The following is a 23,127-nucleotide window of genomic DNA, read 5'->3' as shown; positions in this document are numbered from 1 at the left end:
AAACAAGTCTTAGATCGGTGCGGGCAGCCGTCCCGAATCGACGGAGTCGAGCACCCGCGCCGCCGCGCCCAGAGCGGCGGCGCCATAGCCGAGACCGGAGACCACGAGGCGGCAGCCGCCGCCTCCGGGCGCCAGGGTCCGGCCGAGCATCTCCTGTTCGGCGCGGGCCAGGATCCACGGCGCGAGCTTCACGTAGTAGCCGCCCAGCACGACGACCTCGGGGTTGAGGAGGTTCGACACGATCCCGACGCCCTTGCCGAGGTTCTCGGCGAGCGTGTCGAGCAGCGCGAGCACGGCCGGGTCGCCCGCCTCGGCGCGCTGGACCACCTCGTCGATCTCGGGCTCCAGCTCGGCCGGGGACACCCCGCCCGGGACCGTCCGGTCGAGGATCACGCCCAGCCCGGCCACCACTTCGAGGCAGCCCCGGCGGCCACAGTGACACGGCGGGCCGCCGGGCACGATCTCGATGTGCCCGATCTCGCCGCCGAAGCCCGCTCCCCCGCGCCGCAGCCGCCCGTCGAGCACGATCCCGGCGCCGACCCCGATCTCACCGGTCAGGAACACCAGGTTCTGCACGCCGCTGTGCGGGCCGAACCGCAACTCCGCGAGCGCGCCCAGATTGGCGTCGTTGTCGGCCAGCACCGGGAAGCCCGGGTCGCGCAGCGCCTTGGCCAGATCGCCGGCGAGGTCGACGTCGCGCCACCCCATGTTGGGGGCCAGCCGCACTGAACCGTTCAGGTCGACGAGCCCCGGCACGGCGACCGTGAGGCCGAGCACCTGCCGGGCCTCCTTGGTCATCTTGTTGACCACGCGGCGGGCGACCCCGGCGATCCCGGCGACCGCCTGGCCCGGGGAGGCCGAGCCACCCGGGAACGACCGGCGCCACGACAGCAGCTCTTCACCCTTGAGGTCCACGGCGACCGCCGTCAGGTAGTCGACGTTCACCTCGATGCCGACCGCCGCGTAGGGCGAGCCGTCGAGCACGAGCATGGTCGCCGGGCGGCCCACCCGGTTCTCGGTGAGGCCCGTCTCGCGCAGCAGCCGCCGGTCGATCAGGTCTGCGACCAGGCTCGACACCGTGGCCTTGTTGAGGCCGGTGGAAGCGGCGATGTCGGCGCGCGAGCAGGGGGCGTTCTCCCGGACGAACCGCAGCACGACGGCGAGGTTGGTGGCCCGCACATCGGTGAAGTCGGCCGGCTGCGGGCCGGAGGCGCTTCCCTGCGTATTGGTGATCAATTGAGCCCCGTTCCGTGTCGGCCCCATCATCCCGCACTTGTGGCGACTTGGGTTCTGGACTAGTTTGTTTGGTCGTTAGACGAACTAACTCTACCAGGAAGGGGGCGCTCTGTGAGAACCACCACGAGACGGGGATTCCTCGGCCTCGCCGGGCTGAGCGTGCTCGCCGCCTGCTCCGCCCCGCCGGGACCGAAACCCGGCGCCAAGGCCACCGCCGCGTCGATGGACAAACTCGCCGCGCTGGTGCCGAAATATGTTCCGCGTACGGTCCTGACCCCCGAGATCGCCGCCTCGGTCCCCGGCTTCGGACGCGACGGATACCTGTCCTATCCGTCGAGCGACAAGCTGGTCGACCTGGTCGCGGCGGCCCCCGGCAAGGGCGGCTCCTACAAGGTGATGGTGCCGACCTGGAGCCCGCTCCCGGCGCCGCTCGGCCAGAACGCCTACTACGACGCCGTCAACAAGGACCTCGGCGCGACCATCGAGTTCAACTACCTCGACGGCCTGACCATCAACGACAAGCTGCCGACCCTGCTGGCCGGTGGCGACGTCGCCGACGTGACCACCCTGCCCGGCTGGGCGCTGGCCGCCGTACCCGACTACTCGCGCGCGGTCGACGGCCTGTTCGAGGACCTCACCCCGTACCTGGCGGGCGACGTCGCGGCGAAGTATCCGGGCCTGTCGGCGATCCCGACCCTGGCCTGGCAGTACTCCGTCTTCGGCGGCAAGCTCAAGGCGGTGCCCGCCTACCCGACGCCTCAGTTCGGCTGGGTGCTCTTCCACCGCAAGGACCTCTGGGACGAATTAGGTCAGGGCGCCCCCGCGAACGCGACCGACCTGTTCGAGATGGGCAAGGCGGTCACCGACGCCAAGAAGGAGCGGTGGGCGTTCAGCGACATCTTCCCGATGATCAAGGAGATCCACCGGGCGCCCAAGAAGTGGCGCAAGGAGGGCGGCTCGATCGTCCACGAGTACGAGACCCCCGAGTTCGCCGCCGCCGTCGAGTGGATGCGCAAGGCCGTGGACGCCGGGCTGGTGCACCCCAACGTCCTGTCGGCCAAGTCGGCGGCCGACGACAAGGAGCTCTTCAAGTCGGGCCAGGTCCTGGTGAAGAGCGACGGCTTCTCGTTCTGGGCCGAGACCCTCATCCAGATCGGCAAGGAGCAGCCCGATTTCTGGATGGAGCCGGTGCCCGTGTTCGGCGCCGACGGCGGCAAGCCCGAATACCGGATGAACCAGGACCCGGGCTACACGTTCATCAAGAAGGGCACCCCGAAGGAGAAGATCGAGGAACTGCTCGCGATCTTCGACTACCTGTCGGCGCCGTTCGGCAGCCGGGAGCAACTGCTGTTCAACAACGGCGTCGAGGGCGTCCACTTCACCCGCGACGCGGCCGGTGCCCCGCAGGTCACCGAGCTCGGGCCGAAGGAGATCGTCGGCAGCTACGTGTGGCTCGGCGGCCGGGTCGACCCGATCTTCGAGTCGCAGGCCCACCCGGACTACGTGCGGGCCGCCACCACCTGGTGGAACTCCGCCGCGCAGGTCCGCCACCAGGACCCGTTCGACGGCATCAGGATCGAGGAGCCCGGCGACTTCACCGCCGCCGTGAAGCCGTTCGAGGACAAGGTCACCGACATCATCCGGGGCCGCCGCGCGCTCGGCACGCTCTCGCAGGCGATCACCGAGTGGAAGGCGGGCGGCGGCGACGCCGGACGCGAGTTCTACATGAAGGTCCTCACCGAGAATGGCCGTGCTTAGAAAGTCCCCGCCGGCGGATGTCCTGACCTCATCCGCCGGCTCCCGGAAGGCGCCGCTGCGCGCCCGGCTGCGGCGCGACTGGCAACTGCTGGCCATGACGATCCCGGCCGTGGCGCTGGTGGTGGTGTTCCACTACGTGCCGACGCTGGGCAACGTCATCGCCTTCCAGGACTACTCGCCCTACGACGGCATCACCGGCAGCCCGTGGGTCGGGCTCTACAACTTCCAGTGGCTGCTGTCGGACCCGGAGTTCTGGACCGCCCTGCGCAACACCGTGACGATCACGGCCTTCCAGCTCGTGTTCTACTTCCCGATCCCGATCGCGCTGGCGATCCTGCTCGACAGCGTGCTGTCGCGGCGGCTGCGCCTGTTCGTCCAGGCCGTCGTCTACATGCCGCACTTCTTCTCGTGGGTGCTGGTCGTGGCGCTGTTCCAGCAGATCCTCGGCGGCGCCGGGCTGCTCGCCCAGACCCTCCGCCAGGCCGGGCACGAGCCGTGGAACATCATGACCAACCCTGATGCGTTCATCGTGCTGGTCACCGCCCAGTCGGTCTGGAAGGACGCGGGCTGGGGCACGATCATCTTCCTCGCGGCCCTCGCCGCCATCAACACGAACCTGTACGAGGCCGCGGCCGTCGACGGGGCCTCCCGGTGGCGCCGCCTGTGGCACATCACCCTGCCGGGGCTCCGGCCGGTGATCCTGCTGCTGCTGATCCTGCGGCTGGGCGACGCGCTGAACGTGGGCTTCGAGCAGTTCTTCCTCCAGCGCGACGCCGTGGGGGCGGAGGCCGCGGAGGTGCTCGACACGTTCGTCTACTGGCGCACGCTGATGACCGGCGCGTGGAGCTACGGCGCGGCGGCGGGGCTGTTCAAGGGCCTGGTCGGGCTCATCCTCATCGTGGTGGCCAACAAGGTCGCCCACCGCTTCGGCGAGCAGGGAATCTACAAGAGATCATGAGTACTCGTCCCGTCTGGCAGGAGCGGCCGACCGTCTTCGGGCTGACCGCGAAGACCGTCGTGCTGGGCCTGATCGTGCTGGCCATGGTCTATCCGATCTACGTCGTGGTGCTGACCAGCCTGTCGACCGCGCGGACGGTCACCGAGGCGGGCGGGCTGGTGACCCTGCCGGGTGAGCTCTCGCTCGACGCCTACCGGGAGCTGTTCGGCGGGGGTGTGGTGACGCGGGCGGTGCTGGTGTCGACCGGGGTGACCGTGGTCGGCACGCTGCTGAGCCTGGGGCTGACGATCTTCGCGGCGTACGGGCTGTCGCGGCCCGGCTCGGTGCTGCACCGGCCGCTGCTGTTCCTGTTCCTGCTGACGTTCCTGTTCACGCCGGGCATGATCCCCAGCTATCTGATCGTGCGGGAGCTCGGGCTGATCGACAGCTACTGGTCGCTGATCCTGCCCACCGCCGTGTCGGCGTTCAACCTGGTCGTGATGCGGGCGTTCTTCATGAACATCCCCGGTGAGGTGCTCGACAGCGCCCGGATCGACGGCGCGTCCGACTTCCGGATCCTGTGGCGGATCGTGCTGCCGATGTCGAAGGGCGTCACGGCGGTGATCGGGCTGTTCTACGCGGTCGGCTACTGGAACGCGTTCTTCAACGCCGTCCTCTACATCAACGACAACGCGAAGTGGCCGCTCCAGCTGATCCTGCGGCAGTACGTGCAGCAGGGCATGAACCTGGTGCCGAACCAGCGGGCCATCGACACCGCCGCCGGATACGCCCTGCCGCCCAACCTGGCCATCAAAATGGCCATCATCGTGGTGGCTCTGGTGCCGGTGCTCTTGATCTATCCGTTCGTGCAGCGCCACTTCACGAAGGGTGTGATCATCGGCGCGGTCAAGGGGTAGTCTTCCCCCGGCTCCTGTGATCCCATCTAGCCGCATGAAGGTCATCTCCGTGGCGGCCGCAGCCTGTCTGCTCGCGCTGGTCTCCGCGTGCACCCCCGCCGCCGAGGGACCAAGATCGGGCGAGATCCGGGTGGTCGCCACCGGGCTCGACGACCCCTACGAGATCGTGTGGGGGCCCGACGACTTCCTCTGGGTCACGGAGAAGACCGGGAGACGCGTCACCCGCGTCAACCCGGCGAACGGTCAGAAGACCGTGGTGCTCACGGTCGACGAGGCCCTGCACACCGAAGGCGCCCAAGACGGCGTTCTGGGTCTGGCCCTCCACCCCGACCTGCTGGGCGGCCAGGGCCACGACGGGGTCTACCTCGCCCACACCTACGCGGACGGCGAGGCCCGCCACACGAAGATCGTCCGGTACACCTACGACCCGGCAGGGCAGGTGCTGACCGGCCCGGTCGACGTCCTCACCGGGCTGGTCTCCGGCGTCGACCACCAGTCGGGGAAGCTGCGCTTCGGTCCCGACGGCAAGCTCTACTACACGATCGGCGACCAGGGGGCCAACCAGTTCGGCCTCTACTGCGAGACCATCCAGGCCCAGACCCTCCCCTCCGCGGCCCAGGTGAAAGCCGGTGACCGGAGCGCCTACCAGGGCAAGGTCCTGCGCCTCAACCTCGACGGCTCGATCCCGGACGACAACCCGGAGTTCGGCGGCGTCCGCAGCCACGTCTACGCGGTGGGCTTCCGCAACGCCCAAGGGCTGACCTTCACCCCTTCGGGTCTCCTCTACGCCACCGACCAGGGGCCGAAAACCGACGACGAGGTCGACCTCGTGCGGTCCGGAAAGAACTACGGCTGGCCCCACGTCGCCGGATACCGCGACGGCAAAGCCTATGTCTACGCCCAATGGGCCAAGGCGAAAGACGGCTGCGAGGCTGAAACGTTCAGCGACTACGACATCCCCGCGACCGTTCCCCAGGCTGAGGAGACCGACTGGGACGACCCCGATTTCACCCCGCCGCTGATCACCTTCGACACCGTCGAGGACGGCTTCGACTTCCGCGCCGACCCCAAATGCGACCCCTCGACGGCGTTCGTCTGCTGGCCCACCCTGGCCCTGTCGAGCCTGGAACCAGGCCCCGCCGGGACGCTGCTGGCGACCTCCCTCAAGGACGGCGCCGTCTACCGCATCCCGCTCGACCCCGCCCGGGAGAAGGCCGGCGCCGCCGTCAGGATCGCCGACACCGTCAACCGCTACCGGGACACCGCGATGGATCCCGCCGGTAAGACGCTCTACATCGCCACCGACAGCGGCGGCCTCACCCGGGACGCCGACGGCAGGCCCACGCGGGACCTGCGGAACCCCGGGGCGATCCTCGCGTACGAGCTCTGATCGCCCCGGGCCCGTCTACAGGGTGAAGCGCTGGACTCTGCGCAGCTTGTTCATGGCGTCGAGGGCGGCCACCTTGTAGGACTCGGACAGGGTCGGGTAGTTGAAGACGGCGTCGACCAGGTAGTCGATGGTGCCGCCGCAGCCCATGACGGCCTGGCCGATGTGGACGAGCTCGGTCGCCTGGGTGCCGAAGACGTGCACGCCCAGGAGCTTGCGGTCCTCGGGTGAGACCAGGAGCTTGAGCATGCCGTGGGTGTCGCCGATGATCTGGCCGCGGGCCAGTTCCCGGTAGCGCGACAGGCCGGTCTCGAACGGCACGTGGGCGTCGGTGAGCTCGTCTTCGGTCGCGCCGACGAAGCTGATCTCGGGGATGGTGTAGATGCCGATCGGCTGGAGCCGGCTCAGGTCGGAGACCGGCTCGTCGCACGCGTGGTAGGCGGCCAGGCGGCCCTGCTCCATCGACGTGGCGGCCAGGGCGGGGAAGCCGATGACGTCGCCGACGGCGTAGATGTGCGGGACGTTGGTGCGGTAGTGCTCGTCGACGGTGATGCGGCCGCGCGCGTCGGCCTCCAGGCCCGCCGTGTGGAGGGCGAGCGACTCGGTCATGCCCTGGCGGCCGGCCGAGTACATGACCGTGGCGGCCGGGATCTTCTTGCCGCTCTCCAGGATGGTCAGCGCGCCGCGCTCGTGGCGTTCCACGGCGGCGACCGTCTCGCCGAACCGGAACGTGACGGCGAGGTCGCGCAGGTGGTATTTGAGCGCCTCGATGATCTCCAGGTCGCAGAATTCGAGCATCCGGTCGCGGCGCTCGACCACGGTGACCTTGGTGCCGAGGGCGGCGAACATGGAGGCGTACTCGATGCCGATGACGCCGGCGCCGACCACGACCATCGAGTCGGGCACGTGGTTGAGGTCGAGGATGCCGTCGGAGTCGACGATGGTCGACCCGTCGAACTCGACGCTGTCGGGCCGGGCCGGGCGGGTGCCCGTGGCGATGATGATCTTGTCGGCGGTCACCTTCGTCTCGCGGCCCAGGTCGTCGACCACGGCGACGGTGTGGGGGTCGAGGAACTGCCCCGAACCGGTCAGCACCGTGACGTGGTTGCGGTTGAGCTGGTTGCGGACCACCTCGACCTCACGGCCCACGACGTGCTGGGTGCGCGCCGTCAGGTCGTGGATGCCGATCTCTTCCTTGACGCGGTAGTTGCGGCCGTACATCTCGCGCTGGCTGAGTCCGGTCAGGTAGAGCACGGCCTCGCGCATGGTCTTGGAGGGGATCGTGCCGGTGTTGATGCACACCCCGCCGATCATGTTGCGCCGTTCAACGATGGCTACCCGGCGCTCCAGCTTGGCGGCCGCGATGGCGGCCTTCTGCCCACCCGGCCCGGATCCCAGGACGAGTACATCAAAGTCGCTCACACCTAGCAGTGTGGTCTCTACGACCTGCGACGAGAAGACCTTGACCGGCTTCACCGGACAATTGGCCCGTTTGTGAGGCGGCGGCAACGTGGAGGCCACTAGAGCGGTGCAATCGGGAGACAAGCGGACATCAAGCGGGCTCGGCCAGGATCTGGCGTCATGTGGAAGGACACCCCTCAGTACCTTGGCGAACTGCTCATCTGGGAGATCGAGGACTACCTCGTGGCCCAGTCCCAGCGGCCCGAGCGGGCCAAGGTCGCCTTCATCCGATTGGCGGACGCCTGGGGCGCCGCCTCGATCGCCGCCGAGCTCGACGACGGCGGCAGCTTCTACTCGGCGGCCAAGCGCGCCGACGCCATGGGCATGACCCTCCCCGGCGACATGTTCGGTACGGTGACCCGCGAGCAGATGCCGCACGTCTTCGCGGCGGTGCCCGGCACGACGTTCCCGCCGATGCCCGACGGGGACGGGTGGGTCATTGTCCGGTTGGTCGCTTTTGAATCCTGATATTTCGGGATTCGCAGTAGGCTAATCGCCATAATGATCCACCGACGCGCAATCGGAGGATCCACTTGGCAGTGCCACAGCCGCTCCGCGATCCCCGCCGGCTCGGCGGCCACACGCTCACCTCTGCGTACCCGCCGGGCGACCGTTCGTCCACCTTCGAGACGAGCGACGGCGCCCTGCTGACGCTGTTCCACACCCGCCTGACCGACCCCGACGCGTTCCTCGAACGGATCGACCGGCTGCAACGGGCGGGCGGCTACCCGTGGCTCGACCTGATCGACGCGGGGACCGCCAACGGCGAGCCCTACGTGGTGGTCGAGAAGGTCGACGGCGCCCACCTGCGCGGCGCCCTGCCGGAGGCCGCCCTGCAGCGCCTGGCCATCGCGTCGATGACGGGCCTGGCGGGGCTGCACCGCGAGGGCGTGGCCCACGGATCGTTCACGCCCGAGTCGGTGATCCTCACCGGCGCGGGCCCGAGGCTGGCCTTACTCGACCTCGGCACCCTGGTGGCAGAGGGGGTCACCAAGGTCGCCGAGACGGTCGCCACCTGGTCGGCCGACGACCCCGACGCCACCGCCCAGGTGCGCACGATCGCCCGCCCCGACCTGCTCGACGAGACCCGCCCCATCGGCTCGCTCGCCCACCTGCCGCCCGAGGTGTTACGCCCCGAGCCCACCCCTGCGTCACCACCCGGCGACCTGTTCGCCTGGGCGTCCGTCATGGTCTTCGCCGCCACCGGGCGCCGCGCCTTCGAGCGCGACTCGCACGCCGCGACCATGAACGCCGTCCTGCACGACGACCCCGACCTCGACGGCCTGCCCGAAGGGCTGGCGGGGGTCGCGGCGGCCTGCTTCGCCAAGGATCCCGGGCAGCGGCCGACCGCGCAGGAGGCCCTCGAACGGCTGATCGGCGAGGCCCAGCTGACCGTCGACCGGGCCACCCTCGAAGCCGTGCGCGAGGCCACCGCCCCCCGGCCCGTGGAACCCGAGACCGAGCCCGCCGTCGCCGCTCCCCCGGCCCGCCGCAGCGTCCGGCCGGTCGCGATCATCGCCGCAGCCGTGGCGATCGTGCTGGTGGCGGGTCTGGGCGGCTATCTGCTGGGCGGGAACCGCACCGCCCCGGCGACCACCCAGGTGGCCGCCACCGGCGTCCCGTCGACCTCGGTCAGCACGCTGGCCGCCGCGGCCGACCCCTCGCCGCCGCCGGTCGCCACCGGGAACTTCACCGCGCCGGGCCCGGCCATCACGCTGCTGGAGAACCCGGCCGACCCCGCCCGGCTGACCGGTTACCGGAAGGGCGCCGACACCTGGGTCCGGACCGAGGGCGACACCTTCACGCAGCTTCCGGTGAAGGACGCCGAACCGGCCCGTTCCCCCGGCGGGAAGTGGCTGGCGGCCGTCGGACCCGAGACGATCACGTTCACCGGCGCCGGTGAGCCGTTCACGGTCACACCGGGGGTCACCTACACCCGGCCGACGTGGTCGCGCGACGGCGCCAAACTGATGCTCACGACGACCTCCGGTGAGGAGGGTCGTCCGGGCGGGTTCGTCGTCGTCGACGTCGCCACCAAGGCGGTCTCCACGGTCGACACCGACGACGAGACGACCGGCGGTGAAGGGCACTTCGCCTGGACGCCCGACGGTTCCGGGGTCGTCGTCGGCTACCGCACCGAGACCGAGCACGGGGTCAGGTTCCGCGACCTGACCGGCCGCCAGACCAAGGCCTACCACTGGGTGGGCGAGACGTACGGGCGCCGGATGTTCTCCCCCTCGGGGAAGACGTTCGTGACGTTCTGCCCGAGTGGCGGGTCGTACTGTGTCTGGGACACCATGACCGGGGTGCGGCAGGCGTCGATCGCGCTGTTCTACCCCGACGCCCTGCTCTACGGCTGGTACGACGACGCCCACCTCATCGTCGCCGACCCGCGCGGCGACCCGCACCGGATCGTGGTGATGGACCTGCGCGGCCGCGCCCAGCGGGTGCTGGCCGAGATCCCGCCCAAGGACGACACGACCGACCTGCTCCTCTACTACACGGGGAACTGAACCCAGATGCCTCCCGTCGAGCCGCTCACAGCACAGGACCCGGCCTCGCTCGGCCCCTACCCCCTGGTGGGGCGGCTGGGCGGCGACGTCTATCTCGCCACCGCGCCCGGCGGCGCACAGGTGGCCGCGCGGCGGCTGGCCCGGCCGCTCGACGCCGCGGGCCGCGAGGCGCTGGCCCGCGTCTGGGAGGCCGCCGCCGTCGGCACGCCGCACATCCTGGACACCGGGCGCGACTACATCGTGTCCGAGTACGTACCGGGGCCGACCCTGGCCGAGGAGATCGCCGAGGGCGGGGCGCTGTCCGGGCCCGCCGTGCACCGGCTCGCGGTGACCACGGCGACCGCGCTGGCCTCCCTCCACCGGGCCGGGCTGACCCACGGGGCCATCGCGCCCGAGCGGGTGCTGCTCGGGCCCGACGGGCCACGGCTGATCGGGGCCGAACGGCCGGTCACCGCCGACTGGGACGCCGACGACCGGGAGCTCTGGCAGGACCCCGACGAGCCGCCGTCCGCCGCGACCGACGTGTTCGCGTGGGCGGCGGTGATCGCGTTCGCGGCGACCGGGCGTCCGCCGTTCGGGGAGAACCCGACGCGGGTGTCCTATGGGGCGGCCGATCTCGGGCCGTTGTCGGGGGCGCTGCGGGATCTCGTCGCCGACTGCCTGGCCGACGAACCGGACGCCCGGCCGGGGGCCGAGGAGACGCTGCTCCGGCTGCTCGGCCATGCGGGGGCGCTCGACAGTGTGCTGCCCACCGCGACGCCCGAGGTGGTCGTGGCGCCTCAGGTTCGCGTGAGCCGTACAGAACCGGAGAAGAGAAGGAAGGGCGGCGCGGTCGCCCTCGCGGCGGGTGGGCTGGCGCTGGCACTGGTGTCCGGGGCGGGTGGGTATCTGCTCGCGCCCGCTCCGGCGTCGCAGGCGCGCAAGCCCGCGCCGAGTGCGGCGGCGCCCACCTCGCATCCGCCGGCGTTCCCCTCGCCGGGGCCCTCACCGGTGACGCTGGCCGACGGGGTGCTCAACGAGGAGCCGGGCGATCCGCTGCGGCTGGCCTCCTACCAGGCCAGCGTGTCGGCCGACGCGACGGCCGCCTTCGCGCGCAGCCCCAACGGCGCCGGGTTCGCGCAGACCGGCGGCGACAACCATGTGACGGTCATCTCGCCCGACGGACGCTGGACCGCCACGATCGACGAGCTGTTCGTCGCGACCAGAGACCGGCTCGACGTCGAGTTCACCGACCGGGGCAGCGGCCGGAGGTTCACCGTGCCGACCATCGCCTCGCCGCTGACCGCCCACCATCCCACCTGGTCGCCCGACGGCACCCGGCTGCTGCTGTCACTGTGGATCACCGAGGGCGAGGCGAAGGACACCGCCCCCTTCGGGTTCCTGGTCGTCGACCCGGCCACCCGCGCGGCGACCGTCGTCGAGACGGCCAACGACGCCGACCGCGAACTGTTCCTGGCCGCCTCCGAGGATGTCCGGCCGGGAGCGCTGCCCGCGTTCCGCTGGACGCCCGACGGGCGCGAGGTCGCCACCGGCTACCTGACGCCGGAGGGCAGGTTCGGGGTGCGCTTCCACGACCTGACCGGACGGGTGGCCCGCAGCTTCCACTGGACGGGCCTGCCGGCCGGGCTCTCCTGGTTCTCCCCCGACGGTCAGTCGTTCGTGACGACCCAGTGCGAGAAACGCCACGTCTTCTGCGTGTGGGACAGCGCGACCGGGGCCCGCCGGGGCGGGGTGCCCTCGGCCGAGGGCGACGGGATGATCGGCTGGTTCGACGCCACCCACCTGATGTTCTCCCGGGAGAAGAAGGGCGAATACCGCGCCGACGTGATCGACTTCTCCGGCGAGACGACCCGGACCCTGGTCACCCTCGACGTGCCCACTGACGAGCCCCGCGTTCAGTTGTTCTTCCTGCGGGGCTGACCCTCGTGGAGGGCACCCGGCTGGGCGGCTACACGATCCTGCGGACCCTGGGCGCGGGCGGGCAGGGCACGGTCTACCTGGCCACCTCGCCCGAGGGCGGGCAGGTGGCGGTGAAGGTGCTGCACGCCGTGTCCGGCGACGGGTCGGCTGAGCGGTTCCTCCACGAGGCGCAGGTGCTGCCGGAGGTCGCCTCGTTCTGCGCGGCGCAGGTGCTGGCGTTCGGGGTGGAGGACGGGGTGCCGTTCATCGCCAGCGAATACGTCGAGGGGCCGACGCTGCAGGCGCTGGTCCGGGAGCGCGGGCCGCTCACCGGCGGGGCGCTGCGGTCGGTGGCGGTGGGGACGATCACGGCGCTGTCGGCCATCCACCGAGCCGGGGTGGTGCACCTCGACTTCAAGCCCGCGAACGTGATCCTCGGCCGCGACGGGCCCCGGGTGATCGACTTCGGCATCGCGCGGGCGGTCGACGCCGAGACGACCGGTGGCGGGGCGGTGGGGACTCCGACCTATATGGCGCCGGAGCAGCTCGGGGAATCGCCTCCCGGGCCCGCGGCCGATGTGTTCACGTGGGCGGCGTCGATGGTGTTCGCGGCGTCGGGCACGCCCCCGTTCGGGGCGGATTCGGTGCCCGCGGTGCTGAACCGGCTGCTGCGCGGGGAGCCCTCTCTGGGAGGGCTGACGGGGGACCTCCGGGAGGTGGTCGCCGCGTGTCTGGTGAAGGATCCGCTGGCCCGGCCCACCTCGTCCGACGTGCTGTTACGGCTGCTCGGGCCGTCTCCGGCGCCGGTTCGGCCGGGGCGGCGGCGGTGGTGGTTCGCGGGGGCGGCGCTGGCGCTGGCGGCCGCCGCCGCAGGAGTGGCGTTCTGGGTGTCGCGGCCTCCCCCGCCCCAGCTGACCGGGCCGCCTTCGGCCACCTTCACCGCGCGGACGGTGGGCGAGTTGCCGGGGACCCTCTACGAGCATGCGTCCGACCCGGTGCGGCTCACGTCTTTTCTGGTCCGTACGTCGACCATCAGCATCCGGTCGTATGTGCGGGGGCGTGACTCCTTCGAGCGGATCGAGCTGCACCGCAATCCGGTCGTGTCGCCCGACGGGGGGACGGTGGCCGAGGTGAACTGGACGCCGTCCCAGGCGATCGACGGGAACGTGGTGACCTTCCGGCGCGGCGCGGAGACGTTCACGGTGCCGACCGTGACGACGCCGCTGGTGGTGAGCTCGCCGGTCTGGTCCGCCGACGGGACGCGGCTGCTGCTGACGGTGTCCGAGTGGGACGGGGAGACGTCGACCCGGGTCGGATTCGCGGTGGTGGACGTGGGCGCCCGGCGGGCGACGTATGTGGCGGTCGATTCGCCGCCGTCGGTTTTCGGGTTCGCGCCGGGTGGGGTGACGTCGGGTGGCGTGGTTTACCGATTAGACGGCACCCAATTACGGACATATGACGATATGGAAAGTCTGGTGTTCTCGCCCTCGGGTGGGCGGTATGCCGGGGCGTGCGCTGCGGGGATCTGCGGGCCGGGGGTGCTGCGGCCGTCGGGCGAGGTCATCGGGTGGTTCAACGAGGACACCCTGATCGTGCGGGACGGCCGCCGGATTTTCACGATCGACGCCACTTCCGGGGCCGAACGGCGGACCCTCGCCGAACTCGATTCGGATCTGCCGACCGTGGTGCATTACTCGTGATTTCGATTTCCGAAAAATGAAGAACCGCCGCCGGTAGCGCTTTTCTTCACTTGAATAGGCCATATGGCATCCCCTCGTGTCAGGCGGTTCCGCCTGCGCCGCGACCGTCCCCGGCGGACCGACGAGACCGTGATCGCGATCCTGGTGGGCCTGGTCACCATCACCGGCGCGTTCGCCTCCTACGCCGCCGTGCGGCTCAAGTCGCAGGCGGTCGAGGCCGACCGGCAGGCCGTGGTGGAGACCGTGCAGACGCGGTCGGCCCACGTGTCGGCGTCCATCATGAGCAGGCACGGCGCCGAGCAGGTCACCCACTACCGGGCCCTGCACGCCCAAGCCGACGCGATCGAGGCCACCGATCCCAAGGAGGCGCTGATCCTGCGCCAGGTGGCCGACGGGCTCCTCGCCGACCAGTTCATCGACCGCCGCTACGTGACCGGCGAGGGCGCCGTCGCCCGCTGGGAGCACGACAGGAACCTGGCCGCGACGGTGAGCTACGACGAGGCGTTCATCGTCCCCGCCGACCAGCCCGACCGCACCGCCGCCACCGCCGACGCGCTGCACGCCCGGGTCGGCCACCTCACCCTGACCGCCGCCGCCGTCCCCGCGCTGGTGCTGCTGCTCATCGTCGCCCGCCTCACCGCGCCCCGGGTGCGCAGGTGGCTGGTGCGGGGCTGCGCGGTGGCCGGCGGCCTGCTCACCGTGCTGGCGCTGTGGCTGGCGCTGGCCCCGGTGGGATGAGCGTGGACGAGTTCGACACGCCCTTCAAACGGCGCCTGGCCCTGACGATGGCGGCCGTGGGCCTGTTCGCCGCCTTCCTCGCCTACCTGGGCGGACAGGCCGGCAGCGAAGAGGACCGGCACGCCCGGCAAGCCCAGCGAGCGGCCGTCGCGGCCCTGGCGGCGCAGGCCGAGGGCACCGCCGACGGCATGCGGAGCCTGGGCGACCTGGCCACCCTGGGCACCGTCGCACGCCGCCACGACATCGAGTCGCTCCGCGCCACCCTGCTCGCCGAACCCGCGGCCCCCGACTACGGAACCGCCCCCGTGACGGGAATCGATCTGAGCGGGCTGATGCGGGAAGCCCGGCGGGCGGCGTTCACCCAGGAGGCGGCCCAGGAGACGGCCACCGCGTGGGGCGACAAGAGCAACACCTACGCGGCGGGCACCGCCCTCCTCGCGGTCGCGCTGACCCTGCTCGGCCTGTCCCTGACCGTCGGCGAGGGCGTCCGCCGCCACCTGCTCCGGCCGGGTGCGGCCCTGGTCGGCCTGACCGTGCTCGCGACCGGGGTGACGTGGGCGATCCCCGCGCCGGTGCGGTCCCAGGCGGCGATCTCCTCGGCCGTCGAGGGGGAACACCTCTTCGCCTCCCGCGACTTCGACGGGGCGGTCCGCGCCTACACCAAGGCCATCGAGGCGGACGACTCCTTCGCCTACGCCTACGAACGCCGCGCGACCGCCAGGGTCGCGGCGGCCAACCCCCAGCGCGACACGTCGGTGTACGTCGTCAACGTGGCCCCGCGCGCGGCCTACGAGGCGGCGGTGACCGACCTGCGCGCGGCCCTCGACCAGGGCGGCGAGAGCCACGTCGCCCTGGCGGGGATGTCGGGCCATCTGGTTCGCCTGGGCGACTACCAGGCGGCGGAGCGGTACGCCCGCAGGGCCATCGCGCTCAACCCCGGCCCGCCGTGGCCATGGGCGAACCTGGTGTTCGCCCTGCTCGGCCAGGGCCGGGTGGACGCCGCCCGGCAGACGTTCACCACCTTGTCCGTGGTGGTCGCGGCGCGGGCGAACCCGGTCGAGCGCGGGGAGCTACGGGCCACGATCCGGGTCGGCGCCGACCTGCTGGCGGAGCGGCACGGCTTCGCCCGGCCACTGGCCCGGGAGATCAAGGCCGCCATGGTGCGAGCGCAGCTGACCGAGATGCTGCCGGACGGCCGGGACGCGCCCTCGGTGCGGCTGGGCACGCCGACGCTGAGTGTGCGGGGCGCGACGATCGAGGCCGAGATCCCTTTTGAGGGCATGGTCGAGGGTGCTCGCCTGGGCGCCCTCGCCTACTACCGCGAGGACCCGGGTGGGGAGTGGTTGCAACGGCCCGACCTGCTGGTCCCCCTGCGCTGGCCCGGCACCGCTCCGACCGGCACCATGACCTGGCCGATCGTGGATTTCAGCTGCCCGTCGAAGGGCGAGTACCGCATCGAGTTCTACGCCGACGACCGCCTCCTGACGACGGCGAGCGTGACCCGCCCGACCATGACCGACTCACTGACCTTCCGCCCCGACTGGCCCGGCGGCCTGACCCTGTGCCAACCGGCGGGCTGGACCTACACCCGCCTTTCGAGCGGCGCCGCCGACCTGGCCTCCCCCGACTCCCGCCACCGCCTCACGGTTCGCGTCGTGACCATCGAACCCCCGCTTTCCCCCACCTTGCTGGAAACGGTGAAAGACCAGCTCATCGCCACCCTGGACGCGAAACCCACGCGGGTGGAGGGACCTCTGGACGCCGTCCACAGCGGGGTGGCGGGCTCACGGTGGTGGGTGGATCTCCCAGGCGGCGGCCGGGCGTACGTGTGGGCGAGCATCAGCGCCGACGGCCGGGTGAGGACCTTCGTCGCCCGCTTCCCGGACGCGACCCTCGAACCGCTCACCGGCATCACCGACTACGTGCGGTTCCTCTTCTAGGCCCGAGTGATCACCCGCCTCTCCGGGTGATCACTCGGGGCCGTCCGCCGGTCTAGGCCATCACCCGGTCGACGATCTTGGAGGCGCCCATCGAGCGGGCGCAGTGGGCGCCGCAGAACCACTTGCGGTCGGCCTCCACGCCGTGGCCGATGATCTTGCAGCCGCAGTGCTCGCAGATCGGGGCCATTCTCGTGATCGCGCACTCGAAGCTGTCGAAGGTGTGGACGGCGCCCTGGGCGTGTACCTCGAACGTCATGTCGTAGTCGTTACCGCATACTTCGCAAGCGGCCATGATTCCCCCCGGATAGGTCGTTTCTTCGCGTACCTACCCAGGGGGACACCACAGCTCACAGGGTCGCGAGCAGACCCGTCGCCATCGCCTTCGCACCGGCGGCGGCCTCCTGCAGTGGCATCAGGACCGCCTCGGTGTTGTTGATCTCCGTACCGGACGGGCGGTCGGCGCCGCCGAACAGGACGGTGATCACGAACTTGTCCTGCATGACCTTGATCTCATAGGCGCCGCTGTAGGCGGTCTCGGTCTGCTGCTTGACCGCCTGGCCGTAGTTGTCGGTGCCCATGTTCGGCAGCTTCTGGACCTTGCCCCACTGGATGCCGCCGATCTTCGAGCTGGCCGTGCCCCGGCTCTTGCCGCGCTCGTCGACCAGGTAGAACCGGGCCATCTCGGAGTTCGGGAACTCCCTGATCCCGATGCGCAGGTTCCGCCAGCGGACCTTGCCGCCTTCGACCGGCATCGCGTCGTTCCACCACTGACACTCCGTCAGCTTGGCCTTGCCCTCGGTGAGCGACTGGGCCAGGCCCTCGGTGTTCGGGACCAGCGTGCCGGCCGTCTGGTTCACGGCCACGCAGTTCGGCGGGAGCGCGATCTTGACCGGCGACGGGCTCGGGGTCGGCTCGGCCGTCGGCCTGGCCTTGCCCTCGAAGGGCAGCGGCTTGCCGGCGTACCAGGCGCCCGCCGACTGGGCGAGCTGGTTCAGCAGGCCCTTGATCTCGCGGATGGCGTTCTCCTCGGTGATCGACTGCTTGGTGTCGTTCGTGAGGACGTCGGCTTCCTTGTGCTGCTGGCTGGCCTCGTACTTCACCTCGAAGGTGATGTTGCCGACCCGGCCGAAACCGGTGCCGAAGGCGTAGCGGTAGTCGTCTTCGCGCGTCCACTGGTACTGGGCGATCGCGGCGTCGCCGACGTTCGGGATGATCTCGGGCTTGGAGTAGTAGCGCTCCTCGTTGGAGACCGAGGCGGTGTACTCCCACTGGCGCTTCTGGCCGTCGAACTGGATCGTGGCGGCCTTGTCGGCGGTGGTGTCGCCGATCGCCTCGTAGCGGGCGACGTTGATCGTGATCTGCCGCTGGCGGTTGAACTCGCCGAACGAGATGCTGCGGTTGGTCCAGTCACACGTCCACCGGACGTAGCTGACCAGGTTGCCGTCGCGCTCGTCGGACATCCGCATGTCGATCTTGGCGCCCGGGACGAGCCGCTCGGTCTGCTCGGGGTCGAGCATCGCGCAGACGTCGACGTCGGTGCCCTTCGGATCCTTCGCCGGTGCGGCCGGAGCCGCGCCCGACGCCTCGGGTGACGCGCCCGCCTTCGGCGGAGGCGCCGACTGCGGGGTCTCCCCGCCGGAGTTCTGGAAGAACACGAACGTCCCGCCCGCGACGACGAGGACGACCACCGCCGCGATCAGCGGCCAGAGCCACCTGTTCTTCCGCGGCGGGCCGGGGGGCTGCGCCCAGCCGGGCTGGGTGGTGCCCTGCCAGGGCCCCGAGTTCGGCTGCTGCCAGTTGTCCTGCCCCTGCCAGGCGTCGCCGCCCGAACCGCCGCTCTGCGGCTGGAAGAGCACCGCGGTGCCCTCGGGCCCCGGCGAAGCCGCGGGAGTGGACGGCCAGGGCCCCTGAACCGGCTGGTTCGGCTCGGCCGCGGGCCCCCGCCACCGCTCGCTGCCCCGAGGGACATGGCCGTGGGGCCCGGGGACCTCCGGCGTGCTCCTCGGCTCCTGGATGTGCGGCGGCGGCCACACGGTCCCGTCGGACGGGGTCGACCACGCCGACCCCGGCGCCGTCAGCCCCGAGGCCTCCAGCCGGGCGTCCGGCGGGCCCTCCTGTCCAGGCCTCGGTACGTCTCCCCTGGGCTCCGTACCGGGCCACTGCGCACCCGCTTGGGATTCCGTTCCCGGCCAGCCCGCACCCGCCGACGGCGCATCGGCCTGGAACTCGGTGCCGGGCCACTGCGGGCCGGGCGGGGGAGTGTCGATCCTGGGTTCGGTACCGGCCCAGGGCGCGTCGGTCCTGGGTTCCGTACCCGGCCACAGCGCGCCGCCCGGGGGAGACTCCGCGCCCGGCCATCCGGGGGCCGGTCGCGGGCCGTCGTTCCTGGGCTCGACGCCGGGCCAGCCCGCGGCGGGTGAGGCGTCCATGCCGGAAGGGTGCGGGCTCATGCCCGGCCATCCGCCACCGGCCGCGGGGGCGTCCGCGCCCGGCCAAGAGTGGTCCTGCGGGCCGGGCCAGCCGGGGTTGGGGCTCGGAGCCTGCGTGGTGGGCGGCTCCGGTGCGCCGGGCCAGTCCGGTCCGGCGGAGGGCCAAGGCTGGTCGGTGCCCGACGGATGCTGGGGCGACCGGTGCGCGGTGAAGGCGCTGAACCCGCCGTCGCCCACCGGCGAGACACCGTTGGCGCCCGGCGGCTTCTGGTCCGCCGGGGGCTGGGGCACGGGGCCGCCGCCACGTCCGGGGACATCCGGGCGGCCGAAGTCACGGAAATCGGACCGTCCCTCGGGCGGCGCCCCCGGAATCGGCGCACCGAACAGCGCGGGCGGCCGGACCTGACCGGGGCCCTGAGGGGTCTGCGGGACCTCCGGCGTGCGCGGCTGGCTGGCCGGGGTCTCGAACCATCCCGGACGATCGGACGGAGACGAGGGCGCCGGGTCCTCCCGCCGCCTGCCTGAGGACTTGGGTATCCGCCGGGGCAGCTCGGAGGCGCCCTCACGTAACCGGGCGGTCGCCGGATCCACTTCCTGAGGCCGCGAGGCCGGCTCGCCGCTCGCGGGCCACCCGGCCGCGTCACCGGCACCACTCCCGCCTGACCGACCACCCGAACCACCGTCGCCAGACAGACCGGCGCCGCCCGAATCGCCCGAGACACCCTGTTCGCCCTGCGGCTCTGCCGTGCCCTTGTCGAGGTCGCGGAGCATCGCCCCGAAGGGGTCCGACTCGTCCGGGGCCAGGCCGGAGCCCTTCGGCGCCGGAGGCGGTTCCTCCGCGACGGGCGGAGGCTCGGGAGCCGGTTCCTTCGGGGCCTCCTTGGCCGTGCGCCACGACGCGACCCTCGCCGGGTCGCCGATCGTCGGCAGGCCGGACTCCCCCGTCCGGCGCGGGAACGGCATTCCCGTCGCCCGGGGGATCTCGCCCGTGGCCGGGTCGTCCAGTTCGTCGTCGGAGCGGCGGGGGTTCCGTCCAGGAGAGCCGAAGGCCTCGCCCGGGGGGTCCGCTGGGGGCGTGTCCTCCGGGGGCGGGGGGACCGCGCGCAGGTGGTTCCGGGGCTTCTGGGGGTCTTCGGACATTGGGGGACTCCTTGGTCAGCCGATTCCGGCCGCGACGAGCTGGGCGGCCTGGCGGGCGCGCTCCCTGCTGTCGTCGCCGGGCGACTTGTAGGTGACCTGGGCGGACAGGTTGTTTCTCCGGAACCAGACGGTGGCGCCGCCGTCGGTGGGTGCCACGTATGCCTCGTCGGCGACGCCCGTCAGGTCTTCGGCGCCGTCGGGGCGGGCCTGGGCGGTTCCGGTGGTGAGGCGGTAGCCGACCACGACTTCGGTGCCGCCGGACCGGTTGATCCAGCGGCAGCCGCCGTCGCTCGTCGGCTCGGCGTCGGCCTGGGTGCCGAGCAGACGGGTGATCTGCGCGGTGGTCAGGCTCTGGCAGGCGTCGGGTGCCGCGGCGAACCGGCTCGGGGTGACGGCCGGGTCGTCGGCGGTGAACTGCGAGGCGGCCCATCCGGCGCCGACGCCGACGCCGATCGTGAGGGCGGCGGCGAGCGCCCACCGGCCGGTGCGCCGGGGGCGGGGCGGGACGGCGGCGACGGCGTCCCGCAGCAGGTGGCGGGTGGTCGCCGCCGGGGGGCGGTGGGCGGGATCCTTGGCGAGGAGCGCGCCGACCGCGCGGGCGAGCGCGGGGGTGGCCTGCGCCATCGGGGGCGGATCGTGCATGACGACGGCCGCCACGACGGCGGCGGGCAGGTTGCGGTGGAAGGGGCCGCGGCCCTCCACGGCCGCGTAGAGGGTGGCGCCGAGCGACCACAGGTCCGACGGCGGCCCGGCGGGCAGCCCCCGGAACCGCTCCGGAGCCATGTACGCCGGCGACCCCGACCCGTCGGCGGGGTCCGCCCCGAACGGCGCCGCGATGCCGAAGTCGGCCAGCATGGCCCGCCCGTCGTCGCCGACCAGCACGTTGGCCGGTTTGACGTCGCGGTGCAGGATGCCGTGGGCGTGGGCGAGTTCGAGGGCGTCCAGGATCGAGAGACCGATCTCGGCGACCCGGCCACTCGGGAGCGGCAGCAGCTTGTCGAGGGACGTTCCCGGCACGAGGTCCATCACGATCCACGGCGCGCCGTCGTGGGGCACCACGTCGTGGATCTTCACGATCGACGGATGGTTGAGCTTCCCCGCCGCGCGCGCCTCCCCGATCGCGCGGGAGGTGTATTCGGCCAGCTCACCGGGCCCGAGATCGCTCGGGATGCGCATCTGCTTGACCGCGACCTCACGCCGGAGCAGCTCGTCGTGGGCGCGCCAGACGGTGCCCGCGCCGCCCTTCCCGAGGGGTTCGGCGAGCCGGTAGCGCCCGGCGAGCAGCGTCACGCGTGGCCCCACAGCGCGTCGGCGGCGGCGCGGGCCCCGGTCGTGGCTCCGTCGCGGATCTGGTCGGCGGTGCGGTCGCCCAGGTCGGCGTACTCGAACCAGCCGACGAAGTCGCCGACGCGGAAGTAGACGTCCACGCCGATGAGACGGCCTTCGGCCGAGGTGATGTCCCAGGTGAACGCCTCCTCGCCGACGCCTTCGAGCGGGCGGACCGTCGAGGTGACGGTGGGCAGGCGGCGGTTGGCGCCGATCTCGTACCAGATGAAGGACGAGTCACGGGGCATGTTGGCGACCCGGCGCTGGATGCCGCCGTACAGGGAACGGGCCGCTTCGGGCGTGAGGTCCCACCAGTTCGCGGTGTCGGAGTCGGTGGCGGGCTCCAGGCGCAGGCCGGTGCCCTTCGTCGTCCACTGGCAGCCGCCCTTGATCTCCGTCGGCCGGGCGGGCTGCCCGAGTAACGCCTTGACCTGGTCGGCGGAGACGACCCGGCACAGGTCGACGGCCTGCTCGAACACGGGCGCCGGCGGCCGCTTCCGCTCGGCGGCGGCGCTCTCGCCGGTGGTCTCCCAGGGGGCCACGACGACCACGGCCGCCGCGACGACCGCGACGAGCCCGGCCGCCACCGCGACCCACGGGATCCTGCGCTGCCGCTTCGGCGGGGCGATCTGCGGGTTCCCGCCCTTGACGATCTCCTGGAACAGCCGCCCGGCGGTCGCGGCGTCGGGCCGGTCGGCCGGATCGCGCGCCATCAGCCACGTGATCAGCGTGCCGAGCGGCCCGGTGGTGCGCGGGAGGGGCACGGGTGTGGTCAGCGTGTCCTGGATGACCTGAACCTGATTCCCCCGGTACGGCGCCACCCCCTCCAGAGCCGTGTACAGCGTCGCCCCGAGCGACCAGAGGTCCGAAGCGGGCCCGCCCGGGTGGCCTTCGAGCCGCTCCGGCGCGATGTAGCCCGGCGACCCGATCAGCATCCCGTCGCCGGTGAGGTGGGTCGTGTCGGCCTGCCGCGCGATGCCGAAGTCGGTCAGCACGACCCGCCCGTCGGCGGTGAGGAACACGTTCGCGGGCTTCACGTCGCGGTGCTGCACCCCGTGGGCGTGCGCGGCGGCCAGCGCGTCGACCATCCGGGCCCCGACCTCGGCGACCGCGCCCGGCTGCACGCTCCCGTGGGCGGCGATCTCAGCCGCGAGCGAGCGCCCGTTGAGCCGCTCCATGACGATCCAGGGACGGCCGTCCTCGACCAGGACGTCGTGCACGGCGACGACGGCCGGGTGCCGCAGCCGTGCGGTCACCTCGGCCTCGCGCATCACCCGGGTGACGAGCTCCGCCCGCTCCCGCTCCCCCATGCCCTCGGGAACCCGCAGTTCCTTGACCGCGACCTCGCGATCGAGGAACTCGTCCCGCGCCAGCCAGACGGTGCCCATGCCACCGGCGCCGAGGGGACGCAACAGGAGATATCGGGAGGCCAGTCGTTCCCCGATCGATTCGGCCATAGCGGGAGAATAGCGAAACCGGACCCACCCGATTTGACCATTCGTGAACCCCGCTCCAGCTCTATGGCCAGAAGCGGATCACGAAATAGGTGAGCATCGGCAGCTCAGCGATGATGTGACGGTCCACTCGGATGGACCATTGCGCTCCAGCTTGTTCGAGGTCGAACCCATAACCTGGCACATCGAGGTCGAACCCGTTACGCACCTCCACGACCCCGGAGGGCACGAGGACCCGGCCCTGTCCGACACGCGTGCAGGCTTCATGACACGGGGGTAGCCCACTCCACCG

The 23,127-nt window shown here is 71.7% G+C and carries 17 protein-coding genes; 10 read left to right on the top strand and 7 right to left on the bottom strand.

What is annotated here, in order from left to right; genetic code table 11:
- Positions 1 to 9: 9 nt before the first annotated feature.
- On the bottom strand, positions 10 to 1,236 hold the full coding sequence (locus tag ACYQ78_RS23740) for an ROK family protein (RefSeq protein ID WP_459803091.1): 1,227 nt from the start codon (positions 1,234 to 1,236) through the stop codon (positions 10 to 12).
- Between the two features lie 111 nt (positions 1,237 to 1,347).
- Here ACYQ78_RS23740 and ACYQ78_RS23735 point away from each other — a divergent pair, with 111 nt between their 5' ends.
- The 4 genes from ACYQ78_RS23735 to ACYQ78_RS23720 are packed head-to-tail and all read left to right on the top strand — an operon-like array spanning position 1,348 to position 6,238.
- Positions 1,348 to 2,994 carry a type 2 periplasmic-binding domain-containing protein gene (locus ACYQ78_RS23735; RefSeq protein WP_459803090.1) on the top strand — a complete coding sequence of 549 codons (1,647 nt, stop codon included), beginning with the start codon at positions 1,348 to 1,350 and terminating at the stop codon, positions 2,992 to 2,994.
- Positions 2,981 to 3,952, top strand: a complete 972-nt coding sequence (locus ACYQ78_RS23730) for an ABC transporter permease (RefSeq protein ID WP_459803089.1) — start codon at positions 2,981 to 2,983, stop codon at positions 3,950 to 3,952. The genes ACYQ78_RS23735 and ACYQ78_RS23730 overlap by 14 nt, the downstream gene beginning before the upstream one ends.
- On the top strand, positions 3,949 to 4,848 hold the full coding sequence (locus tag ACYQ78_RS23725; RefSeq protein ID WP_459803088.1) for a carbohydrate ABC transporter permease: 900 nt from the start codon (positions 3,949 to 3,951) through the stop codon (positions 4,846 to 4,848). Before ACYQ78_RS23730 ends, ACYQ78_RS23725 begins: the two co-directional genes overlap by 4 nt.
- A gap of 34 nt (positions 4,849 to 4,882) precedes the next feature.
- Entirely contained in the window at positions 4,883 to 6,238 is a 1,356-nt protein-coding gene (locus ACYQ78_RS23720) for a glucose/sorbosone family PQQ-dependent dehydrogenase (RefSeq protein WP_459803087.1), read from the top strand.
- Between the two features lie 15 nt (positions 6,239 to 6,253).
- On the opposite strand, the gene sthA is transcribed toward ACYQ78_RS23720, so the two are convergent.
- Complete coding sequence (gene sthA / locus ACYQ78_RS23715; protein ID WP_459803086.1) at positions 6,254 to 7,657, bottom strand: Si-specific NAD(P)(+) transhydrogenase; 1,404 nt, start codon at positions 7,655 to 7,657, stop codon at positions 6,254 to 6,256.
- A 159-nt stretch (positions 7,658 to 7,816) separates the two neighbouring features.
- Here sthA and ACYQ78_RS23710 point away from each other — a divergent pair, with 159 nt between their 5' ends.
- The 6 genes from ACYQ78_RS23710 to ACYQ78_RS23685 all read left to right on the top strand — a co-directional run bounded on the left by ACYQ78_RS23710 (position 7,817) and on the right by ACYQ78_RS23685 (position 16,486).
- Positions 7,817 to 8,164: a peptidylprolyl isomerase gene (locus ACYQ78_RS23710; RefSeq protein WP_459803085.1), complete on the top strand. Its 348-nt coding sequence runs from the start codon at positions 7,817 to 7,819 to the stop codon at positions 8,162 to 8,164.
- A gap of 65 nt (positions 8,165 to 8,229) precedes the next feature.
- Entirely contained in the window at positions 8,230 to 10,209 is a 1,980-nt protein-coding gene (locus tag ACYQ78_RS23705; protein WP_459803084.1) for a hypothetical protein, read from the top strand.
- A 6-nt stretch (positions 10,210 to 10,215) separates the two neighbouring features.
- Entirely contained in the window at positions 10,216 to 12,129 is a 1,914-nt protein-coding gene (locus tag ACYQ78_RS23700) for a serine/threonine-protein kinase (protein ID WP_459803083.1), read from the top strand.
- 5 nt (positions 12,130 to 12,134) lie between these two features.
- A complete protein-coding gene (locus ACYQ78_RS23695) occupies positions 12,135 to 13,808 on the top strand; it encodes a serine/threonine-protein kinase (protein WP_459803082.1) in 1,674 nt (557 codons plus the stop codon).
- A 63-nt stretch (positions 13,809 to 13,871) separates the two neighbouring features.
- Positions 13,872 to 14,546: a hypothetical protein gene (locus ACYQ78_RS23690; RefSeq protein ID WP_459803081.1), complete on the top strand. Its 675-nt coding sequence runs from the start codon at positions 13,872 to 13,874 to the stop codon at positions 14,544 to 14,546.
- A gap of 2 nt (positions 14,547 to 14,548) precedes the next feature.
- Positions 14,549 to 16,486: a tetratricopeptide repeat protein gene (locus ACYQ78_RS23685; protein WP_459803080.1), complete on the top strand. Its 1,938-nt coding sequence runs from the start codon at positions 14,549 to 14,551 to the stop codon at positions 16,484 to 16,486.
- A gap of 52 nt (positions 16,487 to 16,538) precedes the next feature.
- Here the strand turns inward: ACYQ78_RS23685 and ACYQ78_RS23680 are convergent, their stop codons facing one another.
- From ACYQ78_RS23680 to ACYQ78_RS23660, 5 genes are all read right to left on the bottom strand, one after another.
- Positions 16,539 to 16,778, bottom strand: a complete 240-nt coding sequence (locus tag ACYQ78_RS23680) for a hypothetical protein (protein ID WP_459803079.1) — start codon at positions 16,776 to 16,778, stop codon at positions 16,539 to 16,541.
- 55 nt (positions 16,779 to 16,833) lie between these two features.
- Positions 16,834 to 20,055 carry a hypothetical protein gene (locus tag ACYQ78_RS23675; RefSeq protein ID WP_459803078.1) on the bottom strand — a complete coding sequence of 1,074 codons (3,222 nt, stop codon included), beginning with the start codon at positions 20,053 to 20,055 and terminating at the stop codon, positions 16,834 to 16,836.
- Between the two features lie 15 nt (positions 20,056 to 20,070).
- Positions 20,071 to 21,345: a serine/threonine-protein kinase gene (locus ACYQ78_RS23670; RefSeq protein WP_459803077.1), complete on the bottom strand. Its 1,275-nt coding sequence runs from the start codon at positions 21,343 to 21,345 to the stop codon at positions 20,071 to 20,073.
- Positions 21,342 to 22,838, bottom strand: coding sequence for a serine/threonine-protein kinase (locus ACYQ78_RS23665; protein ID WP_459803076.1), 1,497 nt, complete (start codon positions 22,836 to 22,838; stop codon positions 21,342 to 21,344). The genes ACYQ78_RS23670 and ACYQ78_RS23665 overlap by 4 nt, the downstream gene beginning before the upstream one ends.
- Positions 22,839 to 22,899: 61 nt before the next feature.
- Positions 22,900 to 23,049 (bottom strand): hypothetical protein, encoded by a 150-nt coding sequence (locus ACYQ78_RS23660; protein WP_459803075.1) that lies wholly within the window; start codon positions 23,047 to 23,049, stop codon positions 22,900 to 22,902.
- Positions 23,050 to 23,127: the final 78 nt, after the last annotated feature.

It is taken from the genome of Herbidospora sp. RD11066, assembly GCF_054661255.1.
This window is presented reverse-complemented; position numbering and strand designations above follow the sequence as displayed.

Excerpts from the sequence above, each read along its gene's own strand:
- ACYQ78_RS23710 (WP_459803085.1), top strand. The coding sequence starts at position 7,817 with ATGTGGAAGGACACCCCTCAGTACCTTGGCGAACTGCTCATCTGGGAG.
- ACYQ78_RS23725 (WP_459803088.1), top strand. The coding sequence starts at position 3,949 with ATGAGTACTCGTCCCGTCTGGCAGGAGCGGCCGACCGTCTTCGGGCTG.
- ACYQ78_RS23680 (WP_459803079.1), bottom strand. The coding sequence starts at position 16,778 with ATGGCCGCTTGCGAAGTATGCGGTAACGACTACGACATGACGTTCGAG.
- ACYQ78_RS23730 (WP_459803089.1), top strand. The coding sequence starts at position 2,981 with ATGGCCGTGCTTAGAAAGTCCCCGCCGGCGGATGTCCTGACCTCATCC.
- ACYQ78_RS23720 (WP_459803087.1), top strand. The coding sequence starts at position 4,883 with ATGAAGGTCATCTCCGTGGCGGCCGCAGCCTGTCTGCTCGCGCTGGTC.
- ACYQ78_RS23690 (WP_459803081.1), top strand. The coding sequence starts at position 13,872 with ATGGCATCCCCTCGTGTCAGGCGGTTCCGCCTGCGCCGCGACCGTCCC.
- ACYQ78_RS23675 (WP_459803078.1), bottom strand. The coding sequence starts at position 20,055 with ATGTCCGAAGACCCCCAGAAGCCCCGGAACCACCTGCGCGCGGTCCCC.
- ACYQ78_RS23665 (WP_459803076.1), bottom strand. The coding sequence starts at position 22,838 with ATGGCCGAATCGATCGGGGAACGACTGGCCTCCCGATATCTCCTGTTG.
- ACYQ78_RS23700 (WP_459803083.1), top strand. The coding sequence starts at position 10,216 with ATGCCTCCCGTCGAGCCGCTCACAGCACAGGACCCGGCCTCGCTCGGC.